Consider the following 21698-nt stretch of genomic DNA (forward strand, 5'->3'; position numbering starts at 1 on the left):
TATTAAGCTCATTCTTGTTGCAGCTTGCCAATATATTCAAACCTGAGAACAATACTGTAATTATTCCCAGGTCATATAAATAATCAGTATTCCGCCAGCAATTTCGTTAATGCTTCTGCCATTAATTCTGCCCGCCAGCCGCTAATTAATTCCGGTGCCACGCTTTGCGGTTTCAATTTCCAGTGCCAGTTTAACAGCTGATTGATTTGGCGGCGGGAGGCCAGTAATTCGGCGCTCAGCCCTTTAGCCTCGCTCACTTCCTGCACCAGGGCTTTAATGGCCTTAAACACTTTGCGGTAGCCCGGCATATCCACCAGATTTTGCAGCGGCTGCGGCAGCTCGCTCTCCGGCAGCGCCTGCGCCTCGGCCACCAGGGCGATAAGCGTTTTGCCGTGGAAGCGAATTTCGCTGCCGCTCAGGCCAAGCGAGTCCAGTTCGCCCAACGAGCCAGGCATGTATCTCGCTACCTGCCACAGGTTTTCTTCGCGGACGACAAAGTTCACCGCCATGTCGCGCTCGCGGGCTTTACGCAAGCGCCAGGCCGCCAGCTTCTTGAGGCAGGCCAGCTGTCGGGTACGCAGCTGCCAGGCATTGCCTATTTCGCGCCAGGCTTCTTCCGGATCGAGCTGATCGCGACGACGGGAGCACATCAGATGGCACTCATCGAGAGCCGCGCCTATCCAGCCCGCCGCTTCCGTTTCGGCCATCAGTTTCTCAGCGATAGGCAGCAAATAAAGCACATCTGCCGCGGCGTATTCACACTGCCTCTCCGTGAGCGGACGCGCCAGCCAGTCGGTGCGGGATTCACTTTTATCCAGCGCAATGCCGGTGTAAGACTCAACGATAGTGGCAAAGCCGCAGGACAGCGGGCGGCCAGTAAAGGACGCCAGAATTTGCGTATCAATAAACGGATCAGGCAGCATGCCAAAGGCATTCAGGAAGACTTCGAGATCTTCGCTGCCCGCATGCAGATACTTGATGGTGTCAGGATCCTGCAACAACGCCTTGAACGGCGACCAGTCGCCGATGGCTAAAGGATCGATCAGCGAAACCTGCTGGCCGTCATAAAGCTGGATCAGCCCCAGCTGCGGGTAATAGGTTCTGGTGCGAACAAATTCGGTGTCCAGCGCCAGCGCGGGGAACTGACGAGCGGCCTGGCATACGGCGGCCAGCCCTTCATCGGTAGTAATCATCTGGTAAGTCAAATTCAGTTCTCTTAGGTTGCGCCCATAAAAAATGCCGGCGAACCGGCATCAGGACGAGTGACTTGGAGCTCAGGCGTTATTGTTGCCTGTCTTGCCCGCTTCGTCACGCAGTTCTCGTCGTAAAATTTTCCCGACGTTCGATTTTGGCAGTTCCGTGCGGAATTCAATCAGTTTAGGCACTTTATAGCCGGTTAACTGGCGACGACAGAAGGCGATCAGCGCCTCTTCCGTCAGGGCAGGATCTTTTTTCACCACAAAGATTTTCACCTGCTCACCGCTCACCCCGGCAGGAACACCCACCGCCGCGACTTCAAGCACGCCTTCGTTCTGCATGACCACATCTTCAATTTCGTTCGGATAAACGTTGAAGCCGGAAACGAGGATCATGTCTTTTTTGCGGTCAACGATGTTCATGAAGCCTTCTTCGTTCATTACCGCAATATCCCCGGTGCGCAGCCAGCCGTCTTTAAGGATTTCATCCGTTTCTTTCGGTCGCTGCCAGTAGCCCAGCATTACCTGCGGGCCTTTAACGCACAGTTCGCCTGGCTCACCGGGCGGTACTTCATTGCCCTGATCGTCTATCAGCTTCACGTCGGTGGACGGCACCGGCAGGCCAATAGATCCGCTGTGATAATCCATATCATGCGGGTTCGCGCTGACCAGCGGTGCGCATTCCGTCAGGCCATAGCCTTCAAGCAGGAAGCGGCCCGTGAGTTTTTCCCAACGTTCGGCAACAGCGTGCTGGACGGGCATACCGCCGCCCGCAGCGAGGTGAAGGCTTGAAAAATCAAGCTGCTGGAACTCTTTGTTATTCAGTAACGCGTTAAACAACGTATTCACGGCGGTCATGGCAGTGAAAGGATATTTTGCCAGCTCTTTTACCAGTCCCGGAATGTCGCGTGGGTTGGTAATCAACAGGTTCTGCCCCCCCATGTCGATAAACAGCAGGCAGTTAATGGTCAGAGCAAAAATGTGGTACAGCGGCAGCGGAGTCACCACCAGCTCTTTACCTTCGTGCAGTAGCGGGCTGTATGCCGCCCTGACTTGCTCGAGGTTGGCCAGCATATTACGGTGCGTCAGCATGGCGCCTTTAGCTACGCCGGTTGTGCCGCCGGTGTACTGCAGGAAGGCTAAATCGCCATTGATAATTTCAGGTTTGATGTACTGCATGCGGTAACCGCTTTGCAGCGCCCGACGGAAAGAGATGGCGTGCGGCAGATGGTATTTCGGCACCAGACGCTTGATGTACTTCACCACGAAGTTAACCAGCGTCCCCTTCGGCCCGGAGATCTGGTCCCCCAGGCGAGTCAGGATGACGTGTTTCACCTGGGTTTTTTCGACCACTTTCTCCAGCGTGTGGGCAAAGTTTGACACGATCACAATCGCGCTGGCCCCGCTGTCATTCAGCTGGTGCTCCAGCTCTCGCGGGGTATAGAGCGGGTTAACGTTAACCACCACCATACCGGCGCGCAGAATGCCGAACAGCGCGACAGGATACTGCAGCAGGTTTGGCATCATCAGCGCCACGCGGTCGCCTTTTTTCAGGCCCAGCCCCTGCTGAAGGTACGCGGCAAATGCCCGGCTGCGCTCTTCCAGTTTGCGGAAGGTCATCACCTCCCCCATGTTGATAAAAGCGGGTTTGTCAGCGTAGCGAGTGACAGCCTGCTCAAACATATCAACCAGGGATTGATAGCGGTCGGGATTTATTTCAGCCGCAACGTCGGCCGGGTAGCGGTTAAGCCAAACCTTATTCAAGGATCCACCTCTGAAATTATTATTTGTCGTCATCACAACCCCAGGGAATACATTTCGTTAACATAATATTAACTCAGCGTACCAGTTTATTAATTAGCCTGATTAAAGGTTGCGAAGCACATCACTAAATTTTTTCATCCGTCCTGGATAAAAACAAACAGCGGCCAGGCCGCTGTTTGAAAACATTTTAAAAACAACAGATTATTCGGTTACAACGGTTTGCACCTGTGCAGGTCCCGGATTGTACCAGCCGCCGCCCCACATGTCGTAATGGTGGCGATACGGGTAAGGCCCGCCCCAGAACCACGGATCGATCGGCTGCGGCGGCATGACGACCTGCTGGACTACGTTCCAGCGCTTGTATCCCGTCGCCTGCATGGTCATGAATTTATAGGGTGTCTGGCCAATCTTACCTTCTACCGTGCCGGTAATTGGCCCGACGACGGTCACCAACTGATTGCGGAAATCTACCGGATCAAGGAAGCCATTGACGTCGGCATAAATGCGCCCTTGCGAAGGCTCATTCAATGCCGGACGGGCACCTTCATCGAGGCTGACGGTGGCAATCTCCAGGCGAGTTTTGCCCTTCAGGTTGTCCACGTTCACCACTCGCCCGCCAAAGCGCGCTTCCTGCCCGACATAGAGCTGGGGCGCACTCATCACCGCCGTCAGATCCTGCTGTGGGGTCGCGGAAGTCCCTTTAATTGCATCCGGCACGCTCACGCAGCCGCTCAGGACCAGCGCCGCAGCGGCGGCCAGCAGCCAGCTGCATTTTTTGACATTACAAACAGCCATACCTCATCTCCTTAACCTGCCCGCCGTTTAGCGGGGTCGGTCTTACTCTCTGCCAGGTAGCTTTTTCCAGGTGACTTCGTTACGCAGGTAGACAGGCTCCGCATGCTCGACGGCGACGGTTTTGCCGGCGCTAAACGCCTGCTGCGCCAGAGGAAGCATATCTTCAGCTTCAGGCAGCGTAGTTTCACCGTCCTGCAACAAAAGTCCGCTATCCTTCGCCATATCAGGCCAGGCCTGCCAGCCTGTTCCGACTGTAGCCCAGGTGCCGCTCAGATGCTTCAACCGCCCGGCAACGTCTTCAGGCTTAAGGACGGCTTCGCTTGCTTCACCGTGCCACACACCCTGCTCGTCACGCTCATATTCAGCCCAATAAACTTCGCCCATGCGGGCATCTATTGCGGCGAGTACGCGGGTGGCGCCCGTTCTGCGCCATGCGCCCTGAGCCATTGTCGCCAGCGTTGAAACGCCAATCATCGGCAGCTCAGCACCCAGCGCCAGCCCCTGCGCAATCCCAATCCCAATGCGCACACCGGTGAAACTGCCCGGCCCACGCCCGTAGGCAAGTGCGTTCACCTCAGACAAAGTAATCCCGCCCTGGTTCAGGATCTCTTTGACCAGCGGTAAAATTCTTTGCGTGTGCTCACGCGGGCAGAGTTCGAAATGGGCGTAGGACGCCGCGTCGTTTTGCAGGGCAACAGAACAGGCTTCTGTTGCGGTATCGATGGCTAAAATTCGCATGGGCTTGCCAACCTCTGGCGGAGATAAGGTCAAAAAACGGCGCGCATCATACCATAGCCTGGCACAAATTACTGCGCACCAGAGGCATTGAGGAACTCAACTGCCCGATTTATATCCCGGGTACGCGGCGTGGGCGGCAGGCTGTTAAGGAAAACAGCGCCATATGGACGCATGACCAGGCGGTTATCGCAGATAACCAGGACCCCACGGTCTTCTACATCGCGGATGAGGCGACCGACACCCTGCTTAAGGGTGATCACCGCGTCAGGCAGTTGGACATCGTCAAATGGATCGCCCCCGCGAATGCGGCAATCTTCCATGCGAGCCTTGAGCAGCGGATCGTCCGGCGAGGTAAAGGGAAGTTTGTCGATGATAACCAGGGAGAGCGCGTCGCCGCGCACGTCTACGCCTTCCCAGAAGCTGCTGGTCGCCACCAGCAGGGCGTTACCGGCCTCAACAAACTGCTGCAGCAGTTGGCCTTTGCTTGTTTCCCCCTGCAGCAGCACGGGCAACGTCATGGTGGCCCGGAACTGTTCCGCCAGGTCGCGCATCATGGCGTGGGAGGTACAGAGCATAAAGCAGCGCCCGTTGTTCGCCTCAATGAGCGGGCGCAACAGGTTAGCCAGGTGACGGCCAGCATGGGGCTGATTGGGCGTCGGCAGCCCTCTCGGCACGCACAGCAGCGCCTGTTTAGCGTAATCAAACGGGCTGGCAAGCAGCAGTGTTTCTGCTTCGTCAATACCCAGCCGCTCGGTGAAATGGCTCATATTGTCATTCACCGCAAGCGTGGCCGAGGTAAAGACCCAGCAGCCCGCTTTTTCACGAATGACTTCCTTAAACTTGTCGGCCACGGACAGGGGCGTCAGGGCCAGCGTGAAGTGGCGGGCGTTGCATTCATACCAGTAGCTGTAGCCCGGCTGATTAATCTCTTTCAGCCGTTTAATTCGCCCACGGTAAATTACCGCGCGTTCAAATGCGGCATCCAGCAGCGCCGAGCGGCCAAGAGAAAGCTTTGCCACGTCATAACACAGCTCCAGGGCATCATCGAGCAGCAGCAGCGAACGCTGGATATTCGCGTCCGCAAGCAGCTCCCGCAGGTTCCCCCGGTAGCCCGGGTCGCCTATTTGCAGGCGGAAGTCCTGCGTGCGCTGGGCAAGGCTGTCGGCGCTTTTTTGCAGCTGCTGCGCGTCACGGACTTCCGTGCGGTAGGCAATGGAAATGTCTTTGGCGAGGTCGAGCAACTGCCGGCTGGAGATAGACTGGCCAAAATACTGGCTGGCGATATCCGGGATCTGGTGGGCTTCATCGAAAATTGTCACCTGAGCCTCGGGAATAAGCTCCGCGAAGCCGCTCTCCTTCACTACCATATCGGCCAGGTACAAGTGATGGTTCACCACCACCACGTCGGCATCCATCGCCTTTTTACGCGCCTTGACCACAAAGCAGTCCTGATACTGCGGACAATCCTGCCCCAGACAGTTATCGTTGGTGCTGGTGACCATCGGCCAGACGGTGGAATCTTCGGCGACGGACCCACAGGTGCTGATATCGCCATCCACGGTTTCGCTGGCCCAGCCGCGCAAATGCATCACGTCGCTTAACGCCTGCACGGGCAAATCACCGCCCGCCAGCGACTGCTGCTCCAGCCTTTCCAGGCAAAGATAGTTAGAGCGCCCTTTCAGCAACGCCACGCGGCCGGTAAATTTCAGCGCACGGGATATCGTCGGCAGATCGCGAGAAAACAGCTGATCCTGCAGCGCTTTTGAGCCGGTAGAAATAATGACTTTTTTGCCAGAACGCAGCGCGGGGGCAAGATAAGCGTATGTTTTCCCTGTACCGGTACCGGCCTCTACCACCAGCTCGCCGCCGGCTTGAATCGCCCGGGTTACGGCCTCCGCCATTTCACGCTGAGCTTCACGCGGCTTGAAGCCCGGAATGACCTTAGCCAGTTGGCCGTCTGCTGCAAAATCGTCCGTCACGTTACCCCCTGGTTAAATTGCCAGTGATTATGTCAGCCCCGGCGAGGTTTATCCAGCCAGGCGGTGGCACCGGGCGGCGGATTGTGGCAGTCTGTGCCGCACATATCGTTTGTTGTTAAGGAGTTGCCATGAGTATTGCGCGTATTAAACCTGAAGCCCGCTGGTCTGATGCGGTTATCCATAACCAGACCGTGTACTACACCGGCGTCCCGGAAAACCTGGATGCTGACGCCTACCAGCAGACGGCAAATACCCTGCAGCAAATCGACACCCTGCTGGCCGAACTCGGCAGCGACAAGACCCGCATTCTGGATGCAACGATTTTCCTGCCGGATGGCGAAGATTTTGCGGCGATGAATAAAGCGTGGGATGAGTGGGTCGTGGCGGGTAAAGCGCCGGTACGCTGCACCGTACAGGCTAAGTTGATGAACCCGCGCTACAAAGTGGAAATCAAAATCATCGCGGCGGTGTAACGCTAAGTCGCTAAGGCCCGGCTAGTTCTGCGGGTCTTCTTCTTCACCGTCTTCATCTTCAAAGCGTACGGCGACGTTACCCCCGGTATGCGAGGCACGAATCTCACTGGCTACGAGGGCGATGGCTTCGCCGCTGCTCATGCCGTCGGCCATCAGTTCGTGAATACGTTCGACGGCCTGCTGCTGCTGCTCGTGGCTAAGCGCCGGTAATCCTGAAATCATGTTTAAGTCCTGTTACAGTGCTGAAGTCGCTATTTTACTCTGCTCCTGACGATGCTACCAAGATGAATGTTACAACCTCCCCCGTTTTTCGCGAACTCAGCTGGCAGGCCGATGCCGTTCAGCACTATTTCCGCTCGGTTTCCACTCAGCCCTGGGCCATGCTGCTTCACTCTGGCTTTGCCGATCATCCGCATAACCGTTTTGATATTATGGTTGCCAGCCCGCTTGCAACACTGGTCACACGCGGCCAGGAAACCGTGATTGAACGCCACGGGCTTTCATCACAACACAACGAATGCCCGCTTGAACTGTTACAGCAAACGCTGGACAGCTGTGGCCTTGCCACCACGCCCACTAGCGATATTCCGTTCTGCGGCGGCGCGCTGGGGCTATTTAGCTACGATCTGGGCCGCCGCTTTGAGAAAATCCCCGCGACGGCAGAACAGGATTTAACCACGCCGGACATGGCCGTCGGCATTTATGACTGGGCGCTGATTGCAGACCATCATCTGCAGCGTCTGACGCTGGTTTGCAGGGGAGACATTGAAGCTCGTCTGGCCTGGCTGAATGCACTCTCGCCCCGGCAAAATGTTCAGCCTTTCCGGCTGACCAGCCAGTGGCAGTCCAATATGTCCCGCGATACGTACGGCGAGAAGTTCCGCCAGATCCAGGCTTATCTCAGTAGCGGAGACTGCTACCAGGTTAACCTGGCTCAGCGGTTCCACGCCCGCTATGAAGGGGATGAATGGCAGGCTTTCGAAACGCTGAATCAGGCGAACCGCGCGCCGTTCAGCGCTTTTCTGCGGCTGCCGGACAGCTGTATTCTTAGCCTTTCCCCGGAGCGGTTTGTTCTGCTCGAAGACAAGCAGATTCAAACCCGCCCGATTAAAGGCACGCTGCCTCGTCTTGCCGATCCGCAGGCCGACGCAGCGCAAGCTGAACGCCTGGCGAACTCGCCAAAAGATCGCGCTGAAAATCTGATGATTGTTGATTTGCTGCGCAACGACATTGGCCGCGTTGCGGTGCCGGGCAGCGTCAAAGTGCCAGAGCTGTTTGTGGTGGAGCCTTTCCCTGCGGTGCATCACCTGGTGAGCACGATTACCGCCAGGCTGCCTGAGACGCTTAGCGCCTGCGATCTCCTGCGCGCCACCTTCCCCGGAGGTTCAATCACCGGTGCCCCCAAAGTGCGGGCAATGGAAATTATTGAAGAGCTTGAGCCTCAGCGGCGTAACGCATGGTGTGGCAGTATCGGCTACATTAGCTTCTGCGGAAAAATGGATACCAGCATCACCATCCGTACGCTCACTGCCGAAGGCGGGAATTTATATTGCTCTGCCGGCGGCGGGATCGTTGCCGACAGTCACGAGGCGGCGGAATATCAGGAAACTTTTGATAAAGTTAATCGTATCCTGCCCTTACTGGAGAATTAATGCATGCCTGGTTCGTCCCTGACGCTGAATGATTTCCTTACCCGGTTTCAACTGTTACGCCCGGCGGACAGCGGGCCGGTCAGCAACAAACGTCAGGCGGCGGTGCTGGTACCCATTGTGCGGCGCCCTCAGCCGGGGCTTTTACTCACCCAGCGCTCGCTGATGCTGCGCAAACATGCAGGCCAGGTGGCCTTCCCCGGTGGAGCGGTAGACGACACCGACAGTTCGCTGATAGCCGCCGCGCTGCGGGAGGCCCAGGAAGAAGTCGCCATTCCACCAGAATCCGTCGAGGTTATCGGCACGCTCCCGCCGGTGGACAGCGTGACGGGTTTCCAGGTCACGCCGATTGTCGGCATCATTCCCCCTGATTTGCCCTGGCGCGCCAGTGAAGATGAAGTTTCTGCGGTATTTGAAATGCCGCTCACCGAGGCGCTGAGGCTTGGGCGCTACCATCCGTTAGATATCCATCGCCGCGGCAACGCGCATCGCGTCTGGCTTTCCTGGTATCAACGCTATTTTGTCTGGGGGATGACGGCGGGGATTATTCGCGAACTCTCCTTACAGGTAGATAGCGATCCAGGCGACACTTTAAAACGCTGAAAATGGCTATATTTAAGCAACAGAAAGACCATAAATCATCTGCTATTAGGTGATTTATGGTTAAGCATTAGTTTAATTCATGTGAATAGTTTCCTGGTGGAACCAATAAATTTTTAAACTAGCGCTTAGCCATTTCAAAGCATCATGTTCCATGAAACAGGGTGCTATCAGAGGAGTTTTAGAGTGATTAGCATATTCGACATGTTCAAAGTCGGCATCGGGCCTTCCAGCTCCCATACCGTCGGGCCAATGAAGGCCGGGAAACAGTTTGTCGACGCACTGATCGAACAAGGACTGCTGGACAGTACCACCCGCATCGCGGTGGACGTTTACGGTTCTCTTTCCCTGACGGGGAAAGGCCACCACACCGATATCGCGATTATTATGGGTCTGGCCGGCAACCAGCCGGATAACGTCGATATCGACGCTATTCCGGCTTTTATTCGCGACGTGGAAACCCGCGGTCGTCTGCTAATTGCTCAGGGTCGTCATGAGGTCGATTTCCCGCAGGATAACGGCATGCGTTTTCGCAGCGACAACCTGCCGCTGCATGAAAACGGCATGCAGATCCACGCCTATAACGGCGACAAAGAGATCTACAGCAAAACCTATTATTCCATCGGCGGCGGCTTCATCGTCGACGAAGAACACTTTGGTAAAGATGCGGCTAGCGAAGTCACCGTGCCTTATCCATTCCATTCCGCACAGGAAATGCTGCAGCACTGCAAGGACACTGGGCTTTCCGTGTCCGGCATGGTAATGCAGAACGAACTGGCGCTGCATAGCCGCGAGGAAATCGAAGAGTACTTCGCCAATATCTGGCAAACCATGCGCGCCTGTATCGATCGCGGGATGAATACCGAAGGCGTGCTGCCTGGCCCGCTGCGCGTGCCGCGCCGCGCCTCTGCCCTGCGCCGGATGCTGGTGTCCAGCGATAAGCTGTCCAACGATCCAATGAACGTGGTTGACTGGGTGAACATGTTTGCCCTGGCGGTGAACGAAGAGAACGCCGCGGGTGGCCGCGTTGTGACCGCGCCAACCAACGGCGCCTGCGGGATCGTGCCTGCGGTGCTGGCCTACTACGACCACTTTATCGAGCCGGTCACGCCGGACACCTGGATTCGCTACTTCCTGGCCTCCGGCGCTATCGGCGTGCTGTACAAAATGAACGCCTCTATTTCTGGCGCTGAAGTAGGCTGCCAGGGTGAAGTCGGCGTTGCCTGTTCGATGGCGGCGGCGGGCCTGGCTGAAATTATGGGCGCAAGCCCGGAACAGGTTTGCGTTGCGGCGGAAATCGGTATGGAACATAACCTCGGCCTGACCTGTGACCCGGTCGCCGGCCAGGTACAGGTGCCATGTATCGAGCGGAATGCGATTGCCTCGGTGAAGGCTATCAACGCCACCCGTATGGCGATGCGTCGTACCAGCGCCCCGCGCGTTTCGCTCGATAAGGTCATTGAGACCATGTACGAAACCGGTAAAGACATGAACGCCAAATACCGCGAAACATCGCGAGGCGGGCTGGCCATTAAGGTTCAGTGCGATTAAGCCGTAACCAAGAAACGCGGCTTAAACGCTAAGCCGCGTTCGTTATAAAATGAGCGGGGAGTACCGTAAGGTATTTCCCGCTCACATCGTTTTACTGAGCATCCGCTTGTTCTTTCCCCGACATTCAATATCTAAAATTCAATTAGCCGGTCACCATCTGCAGGAAGCGATCGCGCACAGGATCGTTTAGCTGTGCATTCCAGGCTATGCCCGTTTGCCAGGTGGTATGTTCACCTTCAAGTGCCACAAGCCTGACTCCGGCTGGCAGAATATGGCTTACCCCCGCCGGCAGTAATGCCACGCCCTCTCCGGCGGCAACCAGCGCCAGCAAGGTCTGAATATCATCTGCCGCTGAAACGGTACGGGGAGCGAGATTATTGCCTGAGAGAAAACGCGCTGCCTGTGCCGACAGCCCTTCTCCCCGATTGCGGGATAGCTGCAGCAGTTGGCTCATTTGCAGCAACTCTGTTGCCGCAGCTGTTTCCGCATTAGGCGCCTGAATCACGGCAAGAACCAGCCGCTCTTCCGCCAGGCTTCGACTTTCCAGCTGTGCAGGCGCAGGCAATCGCACAAACCCAACCTGAAGACTGCCCTCCATTAGCTGCCGAAACTGTTCTGCAGAGGACATATCATTCAGGGATACCTGCACATCCGGAAACTGGCTGCGAAAAACGGCCACCTGCCGAGGGGCCAACTGGAAGGACGAGATCCCAAAGCCCATGGTCAGTTTCCCCGCCCGCCCTTTCTGAATATCGGCCACTTCGGAACAGAAAAGATCGTGGCGTTCGAGTACCGCAACAGCGCCCGGGAGCAGCAGCTCTCCTGCCACGGTCAGCCTTGCCCCGTGGCGACCTCGCTGAAATAGCGTGATGCCGGAAAGAAACTCCAGCGTCTGGATCTGTTTGGTCAGTGCAGGTTGCGTGACGCACAGTGTTTCAGCGGCTGAATGATACGACCCTGACTGTGAGAGGGTAACGAAAGCGCGCAGCAGTTTTATATCCATTCCGTCTGGTTATCGTATGGGGCGAAATCGTGATTATACACGCGAATGTGCTCTCTGATGGAATAGCCTCCGAATCGTTAAATAAGGAGTGAAAAATGGATACCCATATTCGTACTGCCACAGTTCAGTTCTGCCACCGGGCGGGAGATAAACAGTACAATTTATCGGTGATGGAGAAATTTATTATTCAGGCCGCCCAGGAGGAGGTAAAGATTCTGGCCTTCCCTGAAATGTGCATTACCGGATACTGGCATGTGCCGGATCTCAGCCGTCAGGCGCTGAATGCGTTGTCTGAGCGGGCTGACGAGAGCGCATCATTAGCCCGGGTCGCCGCACTTGCAGAAAAATACCAGATGGCTATTGGCGCCGGGTTCATTGAAAAGAGCAGCGACGAACGCCTGTATAATGCCTACGCCATCTGCATGCCGGATGGCACGCGGCATGTGCACAGGAAGCTCCACGCGTTTGAACACCCTGATATTTCCTCCGGCAACAGTTTTACTGTTTTTGACACCCCGTGGGGAGTGCGTGTCGGGGTGCTTATCTGCTGGGATAATAATCTCGTGGAAAATGCGCGCATTACGGCCTTGTTGGGCGCCGATGTTCTTATCGCTCCACACCAGACTGGAGGAACCCATTCGCGAAGTCCCTTCGGCATGAAACCTATTTCCCCCAGCCTCTGGGAAAACAGACATAACGACCCGCAAACGCTGGAGGAAGCCTTGCGCGGGGACAGCGGCCGGGGCTGGCTGATGCGCTGGCTACCTTCTCGCGCGCATGATAATGGCTTTTTCATTCTGTTCAGTAATGGCGTCGGCCTGGATAACGGAGAGGTTCGGACAGGAAATGCCATGGTTATTGATCCCTACGGCAGGATCGTTACCGAAACGGGTTCCTTTGAGGATACGATCGTGTACGCCGACCTCGATCTGGAGTTGCTGCCGATGTCTACCGGCCGCAGGTGGATCCACGGCCGTCGGCCTGAGCTGTATGGTGTCCTGGGCGAATCACAGGGCTACGAGCGAGATGCGAGGAGTGCGCGATTTTCTGAAGATGTCCCCGGTTTTAGCGGTGACCATCGAAGCAAGGCCGGGAATAAGGCTGAATAGGTTGCCAGATAAGAGGGGAAAAGGAGACCAATACTCCGCCTCGTAAGAGCTGACGTCAGCGGCATGAATAATATAAAACACCGCTTATGCGGTGTTTTTTTATCTTATCTTTTTTTATTTTTTTCGCGCTCTGATATCCCGCTACACTTTGATGATAACGTTACGCCTCATTGCTTGCGGCGAGAAACAGGGAAACAGGGATGCAAACGGCACAGCGGATTATTTCTGACTATCGCCGCAGGCGAGTTATTGTCTGCGCTGTACTCGCCATTTTAGTTTTAATCGTTACGCTTAGCGTCAGATATGCGGTGGAGCGAAATCTTAACGAACAACGCGTCGTCCAGTTTAATCAGCGAATCATTACCACACTCGATACTCTCCTCGCTCCGCTGAATACGGTCAGCGACGATATTATGCAGCTTATCGGGACCTCCTGCGACGACGCCCAATTAAAAATTCGTGAACACGCCGCCAAAATGCAAACGGTACGCGCCATTGGTTTAATCAAAGATGGCGTGCTGTACTGCTCCAGTATTTACGGCAGCCGCAACATGGGTATTCATCAGCTCCATACTCGCCTGCCTTCGGATGAGCCGCTGCTGTTTTTATCCCGCGACAGCTCATTGTTAAAAGGCACACCGGTGCTGATTTTCTGGCGACCGCTGCAGGGGCAGCCACACGATGGCGTCATGCAGATTATTAATATTCAGATGTTAACCAGCCTACTGCTTAAGCCGGAGCATCCCTGGGTAACGCGAGCGGTACTGAACGTCGGCGACGATCATCTTGAATACGGTGCCGGTCTGCTGGGGAAGATAGAAACAAACGGAGATGATGTATCTAAACAGACAGTATCTAAGCTTTACCCTTATTCTATTACTGCCATTGGCCCTTCTGCCGACCAGTTAACGCTGCAAAATTTACCGGCCCAGCTTCCACTGGCTTTATTACTCAGCCTGCTGGTGGGCTATATTGCCTGGCTTGCGACCGCCAACCGAATGAGCTTCTCCTGGGAGATCAACCTCGGCCTCGCCGCCCGGGAATTTGAAGTCTTCTGCCAGCCGCTGGTCAGCGCCCGAAACTTAGAGTGCGTTGGCGTAGAGCTGCTGCTGCGCTGGAATAACCCAAGACAGGGCTGGATTTCGCCTGAAGTGTTTATCCCCCTCGCGGAACAGCAGCAGCAAATTGCGCCACTCACGCGCTTTGTGCTGGATGAAACCGTGCGTCACCTGGAGATCTTCCCCAAAACGCCCGGGTTTCATATCGGCCTTAACGTTGCCCCCAGCCACTTCCACGACGGCGCAATTATTCGAGACCTGAAACGTTATTGGTTCCCGGCCACGCCTAAGCAAAAGTTGACGCTGGAACTCACCGAACGAAATGCCCTGCCCCCAATGGATCACGGCGTCGTTCAGGAGCTACACAGGCTCGGTATCGACCTCGCTATTGATGATTTCGGCACCGGCCACAGCTCGCTGGCTTATCTTGAAACGCTGAATCCCAATGTGCTGAAAATCGATAAATCCTTCACCGCCGCCATCGGGACTGATGCGGTGAACTCGACGGTGACGGACATTATTATCGCCCTTGGGCAAAGGCTGGGGATCGATTTGGTGGCTGAAGGGGTGGAAACGCAAGAGCAGGCAGAATATTTACGTCGTAACGGTGTCGATGTGCTGCAGGGCTTTTTGTACGCCAAACCCATGCCGCTGAGAGATTTCTCTCACTGGCTCGAGGGCAACACGCCGCCGCCCCCTCGCCATGAAGACCGGGCTATCCCGGCCTTCCCTGTGCGCTGACTTACTCTTCTTCGTCCTCGTGTGGAGAGCGTTCTTTTTCCACACGAACTAAATCGACGCGATAATCGTTGGCTTCGACTATCTGAATACGCAGCGGCGCGACTTCGATCACGTCCCCGACTTTAGGAATATGACCATTCACCGCAATCACCAGGCCGGCGATAGAAGCAATATCTTCTTCGCTGTGCACAAGGCGATGGATGTCCAGGCGCTGCTGCAGCGCATGCAGGTCCGTTGAGCCTTTCACCAGCCAGCCGTCACCGTCACGAACGATTTCAGGCGTTTCATCCGCATCCGGGAATTCACCGGCAATCGCTTCCAGCACGTCCAGCGGCGTGACCAGGCCCTGCACCACGCCAAATTCGTTGTTAACGATAACGAAGCTGCCGCGAGCACGACGCAGCACGCCAAGCAGGTTGATTGGGTCCAGCGTTTCCGGCACAACAATCGCCGGTGACTGCGCGGCAATCGCCGCCACGTCAACGCCTTCGTCCAGGGCAACCAGCAGCTCTTTCGCTCGTACTACGCCAATAATTTCATCCAGTTCGCCCCGGCACACCGGGAACAAACTGTGCGGAGAGGCAAGCAGCTGTTCGCGGATCTCCGGCACGCTCTTCATCGCATCAACCCACGAAATCTCACCACGCGGTGTCATAATGCTGCGCAATGAGCGCGAAGCCAGCGTCAGCACGCCGTTAATCATATAGCGCTCTTCTTCCGCAAAGGATTCCGCCTCAATTGGCGTCATGGCTTTGCTGTCTTCGCTGCTTTGTACACGTTCCTGACGCTTACCACTCATCATGCGCAGAATCGCATCGGCAGTACGCGCTCGCAGAGGCTGGCGCGACTGATGACGAATAAAGTTACGACGCGCGATCTGGTTAAACAGCTCGATGATGATCGAGAAACCAATGGCCGCGTACAGGTAGCCTTTTGGAATGTGGAAACCAAAGCCTTCTGCCACCAGACTCAAACCAATCATCAACAGGAAGCTCAGGCAGAGCACCACCACCGTCGGGTGTTGGTTAACAAAGTTGGTTAGCGGTTTGGAGGCAAGCAGCATGACGCCCATCGCAATGATGACCGCAGCCATCATCACCGGCAGATGGTTGACCATCCCCACGGCGGTAATCACCGCATCCAGCGAGAAGACGGCATCCAGCACCACAATCTGCAGCACCACCACCCAGAAGCTGGCATAGCCCTTACCGTGGCCGTCATCATGCTGACGGTTTTCAAGGCGTTCGTGCAGTTCCGTGGTCGCTTTAAACAGCAGGAAGATACCGCCCACCAGCATAATCAGGTCACGGCCTGAGAAGGTGAAATCCGCGATGCTGAACAGCGGCGCAGTTAGCGTAACCAGCCACGAAATCAGAGACAGCAGTGCCAGGCGCATAATCAGCGCCAACGACAGGCCAATCAATCGAGCCTTATCCCGCTGCTTAGGCGGAAGTTTATCCGCAAGAATGGCGATAAACACCAGGTTATCAATACCCAGTACGATTTCCAGCACAACAAGCGTGAGTAAACCGGCCCAGATTTGCGGGTCCATTAACAGTTCCATGTCAGACTCCCGTTAAGGGCACAGCAAGTCGGCATTCCGTAGGTTACGGACGCAAAGCGGCTGGTTAATCGTATTTGCGGGCATAAAACGCCGCTGAGAGGGTGGGATTTAGGCATCCCGGCAGTGAAAAGACGTCGGTGACGGTCCATAGGGTGGGCTACTGCCCGCTACTCCTGAAAGTGAATCGGACGCTAACATTATCAAAGTAAACCAGGGCTTGGCAAAGATTTACCTGACTTTGCAATTTTTTTGCAACTTATGCTGACCATATTTTACAGCGTAATGCCATGAAATCACGGCAACGTTAAATTACGGATCTTCATCACATAAATTATTTTTTCACTGTCTAAAATAATTCCGGCAAATGGTTTGTTCTTTCTTGAACGTGTTATCTGAATCGATTCGCTGAAACGATCCCGATACACCACCGCACCCTTCGAGGGGTGTTGTAATGACAAAAACAGGAGGTAGCAAGTGACTATTGCTATTGTCATAGGCACACATGGCTGGGCAGCGGAACAATTGCTGAAAACCGCCGAAATGCTATTAGGCGAACAAGAGAACGTTGGCTGGATAGATTTCGTCCCGGGTGAAAATGCTGAAACCCTGATCGAGAAATATAACGCTCAGCTGGAGAAACTGGACACCAGCAAAGGCGTGCTATTCCTCGTGGATACCTGGGGTGGCAGTCCATTCAATGCGGCAAGCCGTATCGTTGTGGATAAGGAACATTACGAAGTGGTCGCCGGGGTGAATATCCCGATGCTGGTCGAAACCCTGATGTCGCGGGACGACAATCCCACCTTCGACGATCTGGTTGCCCACGCCGTTGAAACGGGCCGCGAAGGCGTGAAAGCGCTGAAAGCTAAGCCGATAGAAAAAGCCGCACCGGCCCCCGTTGCCGCCGCGCCGAAAGCCGCTGCGCCAGCCAAACCGATGGGGCCAAACGATTACATGAACATCGGTCTCGCGCGTATTGATGACCGTTTAATTCATGGCCAGGTCGCCACCCGCTGGACGAAAGAAACCAACGTTACCCGCATTATCGTCGTCAGTGATGAAGTGGCGGCAGACACCGTTCGCAAAACGCTGCTGACCCAGGTCGCACCGCCGGGCGTCACCGCCCACGTGGTGGATGTCGCAAAAATGATCCGCGTTTACAACAACCCCAAATACGCGGGTGAACGCGTCATGCTTCTGTTCACCAACCCAACCGACGTTGAGCGCATTGTTGAGGGTGGCGTAAAAATCACCTCCGTCAATATCGGCGGCATGGCTTTCCGCCAGGGCAAAACCCAGGTTAACAACGCCATTTCCGTAGATGAGAAAGATATTGAGGCCTTCAAAAAACTGAACGACCGCGGTATTGAGCTTGAAGCGCGGAAAGTGTCTACCGATCAAAAACTGAAAATGATGGATCTGATCGCGAAAGTTAAATGATTGTCACCACTAATAATATTGCTCAGATTTCACACATAAGTCATCGTCAATAGGAGAAGTACAATGGAGATTACCACTCTTCAGATTGTGCTGGTGTTTGTCGTAGCCTGTATCGCCGGTATGGAGTCGGTGCTCGATGAATTTCAGTTCCACCGTCCGCTTATCGCCTGTACGTTAATCGGTGCCGTCCTCGGCGACATGAAAACCGGCATCATCATCGGCGGTACGCTGGAAATGATCGCCCTGGGCTGGATGAATATCGGTGCTGCCGTGGCCCCGGATGCCGCCCTCGCTTCAATTATCTCGACCATTCTGGTCATTGCCGGGCACCAAAGCATCGGGGCCGGTATCGCGCTGGCTATCCCACTGGCTGCTGCGGGCCAGGTGCTGACCATTATCGTGCGTACTATTACCGTGGGCTTCCAGCACGCGGCGGATAAGGCGGCCAATAACGGCAACCTGACGGCGCTTTCCTGGATCCACGTCTCTTCCCTGTTCCTGCAGGCAATGCGTATCGCTATTCCAGCGGTTATCGTCGCCATCTCCGTAGGCACCAGTGAAGTTCAGAACATGCTGAACGCCATTCCTGAAGTGGTAACCAGCGGCCTGAACATCGCCGGCGGCATGATTGTGGTGGTCGGTTACGCGATGGTCATCAACATGATGCGCGCGGGCTACCTGATGCCGTTCTTCTACCTCGGTTTCGTTACCGCAGCGTTCACCAACTTCAACCTGGTGGCACTGGGCGTGATTGGCGCAGTGATGGCCATTCTCTACATTCAGCTCAGCCCGAAATATAACCGTAGCGCGGGTGCTCCGGCTCAGGCTGCTGCCGCGAACGATCTTGATAACGAACTGGACTAACAGGTGAGCGAAATGGTTGATTCCACTAAATTAACGACTGAGAAGAAAATCACCCAGAGTGATATCCGTGGCGTATTCCTGCGTTCTAACCTGTTCCAGGGCTCATGGAACTTCGAACGTATGCAGGCGTTAGGCTTCTGCTTCTGTATGGTGCCGGTTATCAAACGCCTGTACCCGGAAAACAACGACGCCCGTCGCCAGGCTATCAAGCGCCATCTGGAATTCTTTAACACCCACCCTTACGTTGCCGCCCCGGTACTTGGCGTCACGCTGGCAATGGAAGAGCAGCGTGCTAACGGCGCTGAAATTGATGACGGTGCGATTAACGGCATCAAAGTTGGCCTGATGGGGCCGCTGGCCGGCGTAGGCGACCCTATCTTCTGGGGGACCGTCCGCCCGGTCTTTGCTGCCCTGGGCGCCGGTATCGCCATGAGCGGTAGCCTGCTTGGCCCGCTGCTGTTCTTTATTCTGTTCAACGCGGTGCGCCTGCTGACCCGCTACTATGGCGTGGCCTATGGCTACCGTAAAGGCGTCGATATCGTTAAGGATATGGGCGGCGGCTTCCTGCAAAAACTGACGGAAGGGGCGTCTATTCTCGGCCTCTTTGTCATGGGGGCGTTAGTTAACAAATGGACGCACGTTAACATCCCACTGGTGGTGTCAAAAATTACCGACCAGACCGGGGCCGTTAAAGTGACCACCGTGCAAACGATCCTCGACCAGCTGATGCCGGGCCTGGTACCGCTGCTGCTGACCTTTGCCTGTATGTGGCTGCTACGCAAAAAAGTCAACGCGCTGTGGATCATTATGGGCTTCTTTGTGATCGGCATTGTGGGTTACGCTATTGGCCTGCTGGGTCTGTAATTTGTTCTGACAAACGGGGGCATTCAGCCCCCGTTTTTTTTATCTCTAAGGGGAGGTTTCATGACGTTAACGGATGTCGTGCTGGTTGTGTTTATCGCGTTGCTGCTGGCTTTTGCCGTTTACGATGAGTTTGTGATGGACAAACTAAAGGGCAAAACCCTGCTCAAAATCCCCCTGCTTCGCCGTAATCGCGTGGACAGCGCCATCTTTGTCTTTCTTGTCGGCATTCTTATCTATAACAACGTGACCTCGCACGGTACCCCGCTAACCACATGGTTATTATCTGCTCTGGCGCTAATGGCCATTTATCTTTCCTGGTTCAGGCAACCGAAGATCGTCTTCAAAAGTCATGGTTTTTTCTTCGCCAATGTTTGGGTGGAATATAACCGCATTAAAGAAATGAATTTATCGGAAGATGGCGTGCTGGTGATGCAATTAGAACAGCGGCGCTTATTGATTCGCGTAAAGAATATTGATGACCTCGAAAGAATTTACAAACTAATGGTTTCAACTCAGTAAGTTACACATATAGCAATGTCTATATTGGTGGGCTATTTTTCATCAATTGAAACATAGCCTTTGCTATTTCATAAGATTTATATGGCTTTATTTTAACCTTTACATTGCATGTCTCATTAAAACGAAAATCGTTATCAATAAATGATCAGAAAAATAGAATTCAAAGATTGTTTTAAATTAAAAAAATATGTTAAGGTTGCGCCCGTCGTTGGGGAGTAGCCGATTTCTGCCACAGGCAGAAATGTACATGTCAACATACTCGTTATATCCGCTCCTGAGATTAACGTGGCATGTACGCCTCAGAGTTCTGAGTAGGCGAGACCATAGGCACGCGCCATCGTAAAGTTGGGGATGGTTTGCGTGTATATGGATATTCCCAACTGAGGCGTAACGATGAATCTCTCCGCAACAATCCTGCTTGCTTTCGGCATGTCCATGGACGCTTTCGCCGCTTCCATCGGCAAAGGTGCCACTCTGCACAAACCTAAATTCTCAGAAGCCCTCCGTACCGGTTTGATCTTTGGCGTCATTGAAGCCATTACTCCGCTTATCGGCTGGGGCCTTGGACTGCTGGCGAGCAAAGTTGTGCTGGAATGGAACCATTGGGTGGCCTTTATTCTGCTGGTGTTCCTCGGCGGGCGTATGGTGCTGGAAGGCTTCCGCGGGGCGGCTCAGGAAGATGCGCCTAAAATTCATCGCCACGGTTTTTGGCTGCTGGTGACCACCGCGATTGCCACCAGTCTTGATGCAATGGCCGTAGGCGTTGGGCTTGCCTTCCTGCAGGTCAATATTATTCAGACTGCGCTAGCCATCGGCTGCGCTACCGCGATTATGTCCACGCTGGGGATAATGGTCGGCCGCTTTATCGGGCCTATGCTAGGCAAACGCGCCGAGATCCTCGGCGGTATCGTGCTGATAGGCATCGGCTGCCAGATCATGTACAGCCACTTCGCCCCTTTTAACTGATCAATCGCGCTGCCAGACCCGCACCACAAAGTCAGTTTCACAGCTAAATGCCGTTTCTGTTTTCAGCCCGTCCCAGACTTCCGGGCGGGCGCGCCAGGCGAACGGCGTCATTTGCAGCAGAGCGGCAGCCTCATCCCCACGCAGGTTCATCATCCAGCCAGGCTGAAGCGTCTGCTGCAGCGTAAAGCCCGGCATAGATTCAACCTCTTCACTGTGCAAGACAATATCCTGATAAATCAGCCCTTTTAGCTGCATCAAATGGCGTGGGCCAGGCGTGGCTGTCACCACTACGCCGCCACGCTTCACGACCCGGGCAAGCTCTTCGCCCTTGCAGGGAGCAAAAATGCGCACAATCGAGTCCATACTCTCGTCGGCAAACGGCAGGCGGTGGCTGGATGCTACACAAAATTTAACTTCACGGTAGCGTTTGGCGGCGTAGCGAATCGCAACTTTTGAAACGTCCAGCCCCCAGGTTTCACCCCCGTTATCTGCCACAACCGATGCAAATCCCGCCGTGTAATACCCTTCCCCACAGCCAATATCCAATAGCGCCGAGGGCGCTATCTCTTTTAACAGCTGGCAAACGGTATCGCGTAGAGGCTGATAATGTCCGGCGTCGAGGAATGCCCGGCGAGCCTGCATCATTTCCGCGCTGTCACCCGGGTCTTTCGAACGTTTATGCTGAACGGGCAACAAATTAACGTAGCCTTCTTTGGCAATATCAAATTGATGGCCCTGAGGGCAACGATAGCTGTTCGCGCTGGCGCTAAGCACGGAATGGCAGAGTGGGCAAAGCCAGGACATAAAAAACTCCGGAAACAACAA

Annotated in this window: 20 protein-coding genes and 1 riboswitch; of the genes, 11 read left to right on the forward strand and 9 right to left on the reverse strand. The window is 54.9% G+C overall.

The window, feature by feature from the left end; all coding sequences use genetic code 11:
• Nucleotides 1-83: 83 nt before the first annotated feature.
• From rnd to yoaA, 5 genes are all read right to left on the reverse strand, one after another.
• Complete coding sequence (gene rnd / locus AAIE02_RS08920) at nt 84-1205, reverse strand: ribonuclease D (protein WP_008454065.1); 1122 nt, start codon at nt 1203-1205, stop codon at nt 84-86.
• 69 nt (nt 1206-1274) lie between these two features.
• Nucleotides 1275-2960, reverse strand: coding sequence for a long-chain-fatty-acid--CoA ligase FadD (gene fadD / locus AAIE02_RS08925; protein ID WP_166991897.1), 1686 nt, complete (start codon nt 2958-2960; stop codon nt 1275-1277).
• A 201-nt stretch (nt 2961-3161) separates the two neighbouring features.
• Nucleotides 3162-3755, reverse strand: coding sequence for a Slp family lipoprotein (locus AAIE02_RS08930; RefSeq protein ID WP_498532391.1), 594 nt, complete (start codon nt 3753-3755; stop codon nt 3162-3164).
• Nucleotides 3756-3797: 42 nt separating this feature from the next.
• Complete coding sequence (tsaB, locus tag AAIE02_RS08935; protein ID WP_008454058.1) at nt 3798-4493, reverse strand: tRNA (adenosine(37)-N6)-threonylcarbamoyltransferase complex dimerization subunit type 1 TsaB; 696 nt, start codon at nt 4491-4493, stop codon at nt 3798-3800.
• A gap of 68 nt (nt 4494-4561) precedes the next feature.
• Entirely contained in the window at nt 4562-6472 is a 1911-nt protein-coding gene (yoaA, locus tag AAIE02_RS08940; RefSeq protein ID WP_008454055.1) for a DNA repair helicase YoaA, read from the reverse strand.
• Nucleotides 6473-6600: 128 nt separating this feature from the next.
• Here yoaA and AAIE02_RS08945 point away from each other — a divergent pair, with 128 nt between their 5' ends.
• The gene (locus tag AAIE02_RS08945) at nt 6601-6945 is read left to right on the forward strand and encodes a RidA family protein (protein WP_039294440.1); all 345 of its coding nucleotides are present in this window, start codon (nt 6601-6603) and stop codon (nt 6943-6945) included.
• Nucleotides 6946-6966: 21 nt separating this feature from the next.
• On the opposite strand, the gene AAIE02_RS08950 is transcribed toward AAIE02_RS08945, so the two are convergent.
• Nucleotides 6967-7167: a YoaH family protein gene (locus tag AAIE02_RS08950; RefSeq protein ID WP_498532392.1), complete on the reverse strand. Its 201-nt coding sequence runs from the start codon at nt 7165-7167 to the stop codon at nt 6967-6969.
• Between the two features lie 62 nt (nt 7168-7229).
• Between AAIE02_RS08950 and pabB the strand changes: the two genes are divergently transcribed.
• The 3 genes from pabB (at nt 7230) to sdaA (ending at nt 10745) form a co-directional block, all read left to right on the forward strand.
• Nucleotides 7230-8597, forward strand: a complete 1368-nt coding sequence (pabB, locus tag AAIE02_RS08955; protein WP_498532393.1) for an aminodeoxychorismate synthase component 1 — start codon at nt 7230-7232, stop codon at nt 8595-8597.
• A gap of 3 nt (nt 8598-8600) precedes the next feature.
• Complete coding sequence (locus AAIE02_RS08960; protein WP_498532394.1) at nt 8601-9197, forward strand: CoA pyrophosphatase; 597 nt, start codon at nt 8601-8603, stop codon at nt 9195-9197.
• 183 nt (nt 9198-9380) lie between these two features.
• Nucleotides 9381-10745, forward strand: a complete 1365-nt coding sequence (gene sdaA / locus AAIE02_RS08965) for an L-serine ammonia-lyase (protein WP_166991884.1) — start codon at nt 9381-9383, stop codon at nt 10743-10745.
• Between the two features lie 142 nt (nt 10746-10887).
• Here the strand turns inward: sdaA and AAIE02_RS08970 are convergent, their stop codons facing one another.
• Nucleotides 10888-11748 (reverse strand): LysR family transcriptional regulator, encoded by an 861-nt coding sequence (locus AAIE02_RS08970; protein WP_498532395.1) that lies wholly within the window; start codon nt 11746-11748, stop codon nt 10888-10890.
• 95 nt (nt 11749-11843) lie between these two features.
• Between AAIE02_RS08970 and AAIE02_RS08975 the strand changes: the two genes are divergently transcribed.
• Complete coding sequence (locus AAIE02_RS08975; RefSeq protein WP_498532396.1) at nt 11844-12857, forward strand: nitrilase family protein; 1014 nt, start codon at nt 11844-11846, stop codon at nt 12855-12857.
• Between the two features lie 200 nt (nt 12858-13057).
• The gene (gene pdeD / locus AAIE02_RS08980; protein ID WP_498532397.1) at nt 13058-14656 is read left to right on the forward strand and encodes a cyclic di-3',5'-guanosine monophosphate phosphodiesterase PdeD; all 1599 of its coding nucleotides are present in this window, start codon (nt 13058-13060) and stop codon (nt 14654-14656) included.
• Between the two features lies 1 nt (nt 14657).
• On the opposite strand, the gene yoaE is transcribed toward pdeD, so the two are convergent.
• Nucleotides 14658-16220, reverse strand: coding sequence for a CNNM family cation transport protein YoaE (gene yoaE, locus AAIE02_RS08985; RefSeq protein ID WP_008454039.1), 1563 nt, complete (start codon nt 16218-16220; stop codon nt 14658-14660).
• A 474-nt stretch (nt 16221-16694) separates the two neighbouring features.
• Here yoaE and manX point away from each other — a divergent pair, with 474 nt between their 5' ends.
• From manX to mntP, 5 genes are all read left to right on the forward strand, one after another.
• Nucleotides 16695-17660 carry a PTS mannose transporter subunit IIAB gene (gene manX, locus AAIE02_RS08990; RefSeq protein WP_008454037.1) on the forward strand — a complete coding sequence of 322 codons (966 nt, stop codon included), beginning with the start codon at nt 16695-16697 and terminating at the stop codon, nt 17658-17660.
• Between the two features lie 63 nt (nt 17661-17723).
• On the forward strand, nt 17724-18524 hold the full coding sequence (locus AAIE02_RS08995; protein WP_008454035.1) for a PTS mannose/fructose/sorbose transporter subunit IIC: 801 nt from the start codon (nt 17724-17726) through the stop codon (nt 18522-18524).
• A gap of 12 nt (nt 18525-18536) precedes the next feature.
• Complete coding sequence (locus tag AAIE02_RS09000; RefSeq protein WP_008454033.1) at nt 18537-19388, forward strand: PTS mannose transporter subunit IID; 852 nt, start codon at nt 18537-18539, stop codon at nt 19386-19388.
• Nucleotides 19389-19448: 60 nt separating this feature from the next.
• Entirely contained in the window at nt 19449-19907 is a 459-nt protein-coding gene (locus AAIE02_RS09005) for a DUF986 family protein (protein WP_336708175.1), read from the forward strand.
• 198 nt (nt 19908-20105) lie between these two features.
• A riboswitch (yybP-ykoY riboswitch) is annotated at nt 20106-20294 on the forward strand.
• 6 nt (nt 20295-20300) lie between these two features.
• Nucleotides 20301-20873 (forward strand): manganese efflux pump MntP, encoded by a 573-nt coding sequence (mntP, locus tag AAIE02_RS09010; protein ID WP_008454030.1) that lies wholly within the window; start codon nt 20301-20303, stop codon nt 20871-20873.
• Here the strand turns inward: mntP and rlmA are convergent, their stop codons facing one another.
• Nucleotides 20874-21677, reverse strand: coding sequence for a 23S rRNA (guanine(745)-N(1))-methyltransferase (gene rlmA, locus AAIE02_RS09015; RefSeq protein WP_008454027.1), 804 nt, complete (start codon nt 21675-21677; stop codon nt 20874-20876).
• Nucleotides 21678-21698: the final 21 nt, after the last annotated feature.

The organism is Cedecea sp. Ae19-4 (genome assembly GCF_059801165.1).

Coding starts and splice junctions, on each gene's coding strand:
- AAIE02_RS08970 (WP_498532395.1), bottom strand. CDS start 11,748: ATGGATATAAAACTGCTGCGCGCTTTCGTTACCCTCTCACAGTCAGGG.
- AAIE02_RS08975 (WP_498532396.1), top strand. CDS start 11,844: ATGGATACCCATATTCGTACTGCCACAGTTCAGTTCTGCCACCGGGCG.
- pabB (WP_498532393.1), top strand. CDS start 7,230: ATGAATGTTACAACCTCCCCCGTTTTTCGCGAACTCAGCTGGCAGGCC.
- mntP (WP_008454030.1), top strand. CDS start 20,301: ATGAATCTCTCCGCAACAATCCTGCTTGCTTTCGGCATGTCCATGGAC.
- rlmA (WP_008454027.1), bottom strand. CDS start 21,677: ATGTCCTGGCTTTGCCCACTCTGCCATTCCGTGCTTAGCGCCAGCGCG.
- pdeD (WP_498532397.1), top strand. CDS start 13,058: ATGCAAACGGCACAGCGGATTATTTCTGACTATCGCCGCAGGCGAGTT.
- tsaB (WP_008454058.1), bottom strand. CDS start 4,493: ATGCGAATTTTAGCCATCGATACCGCAACAGAAGCCTGTTCTGTTGCC.
- AAIE02_RS09005 (WP_336708175.1), top strand. CDS start 19,449: ATGACGTTAACGGATGTCGTGCTGGTTGTGTTTATCGCGTTGCTGCTG.
- yoaE (WP_008454039.1), bottom strand. CDS start 16,220: ATGGAACTGTTAATGGACCCGCAAATCTGGGCCGGTTTACTCACGCTT.
- AAIE02_RS08930 (WP_498532391.1), bottom strand. CDS start 3,755: ATGGCTGTTTGTAATGTCAAAAAATGCAGCTGGCTGCTGGCCGCCGCT.
- AAIE02_RS08945 (WP_039294440.1), top strand. CDS start 6,601: ATGAGTATTGCGCGTATTAAACCTGAAGCCCGCTGGTCTGATGCGGTT.
- AAIE02_RS08950 (WP_498532392.1), bottom strand. CDS start 7,167: ATGATTTCAGGATTACCGGCGCTTAGCCACGAGCAGCAGCAGCAGGCC.
- AAIE02_RS09000 (WP_008454033.1), top strand. CDS start 18,537: ATGGTTGATTCCACTAAATTAACGACTGAGAAGAAAATCACCCAGAGT.
- AAIE02_RS08995 (WP_008454035.1), top strand. CDS start 17,724: ATGGAGATTACCACTCTTCAGATTGTGCTGGTGTTTGTCGTAGCCTGT.
- AAIE02_RS08960 (WP_498532394.1), top strand. CDS start 8,601: ATGCCTGGTTCGTCCCTGACGCTGAATGATTTCCTTACCCGGTTTCAA.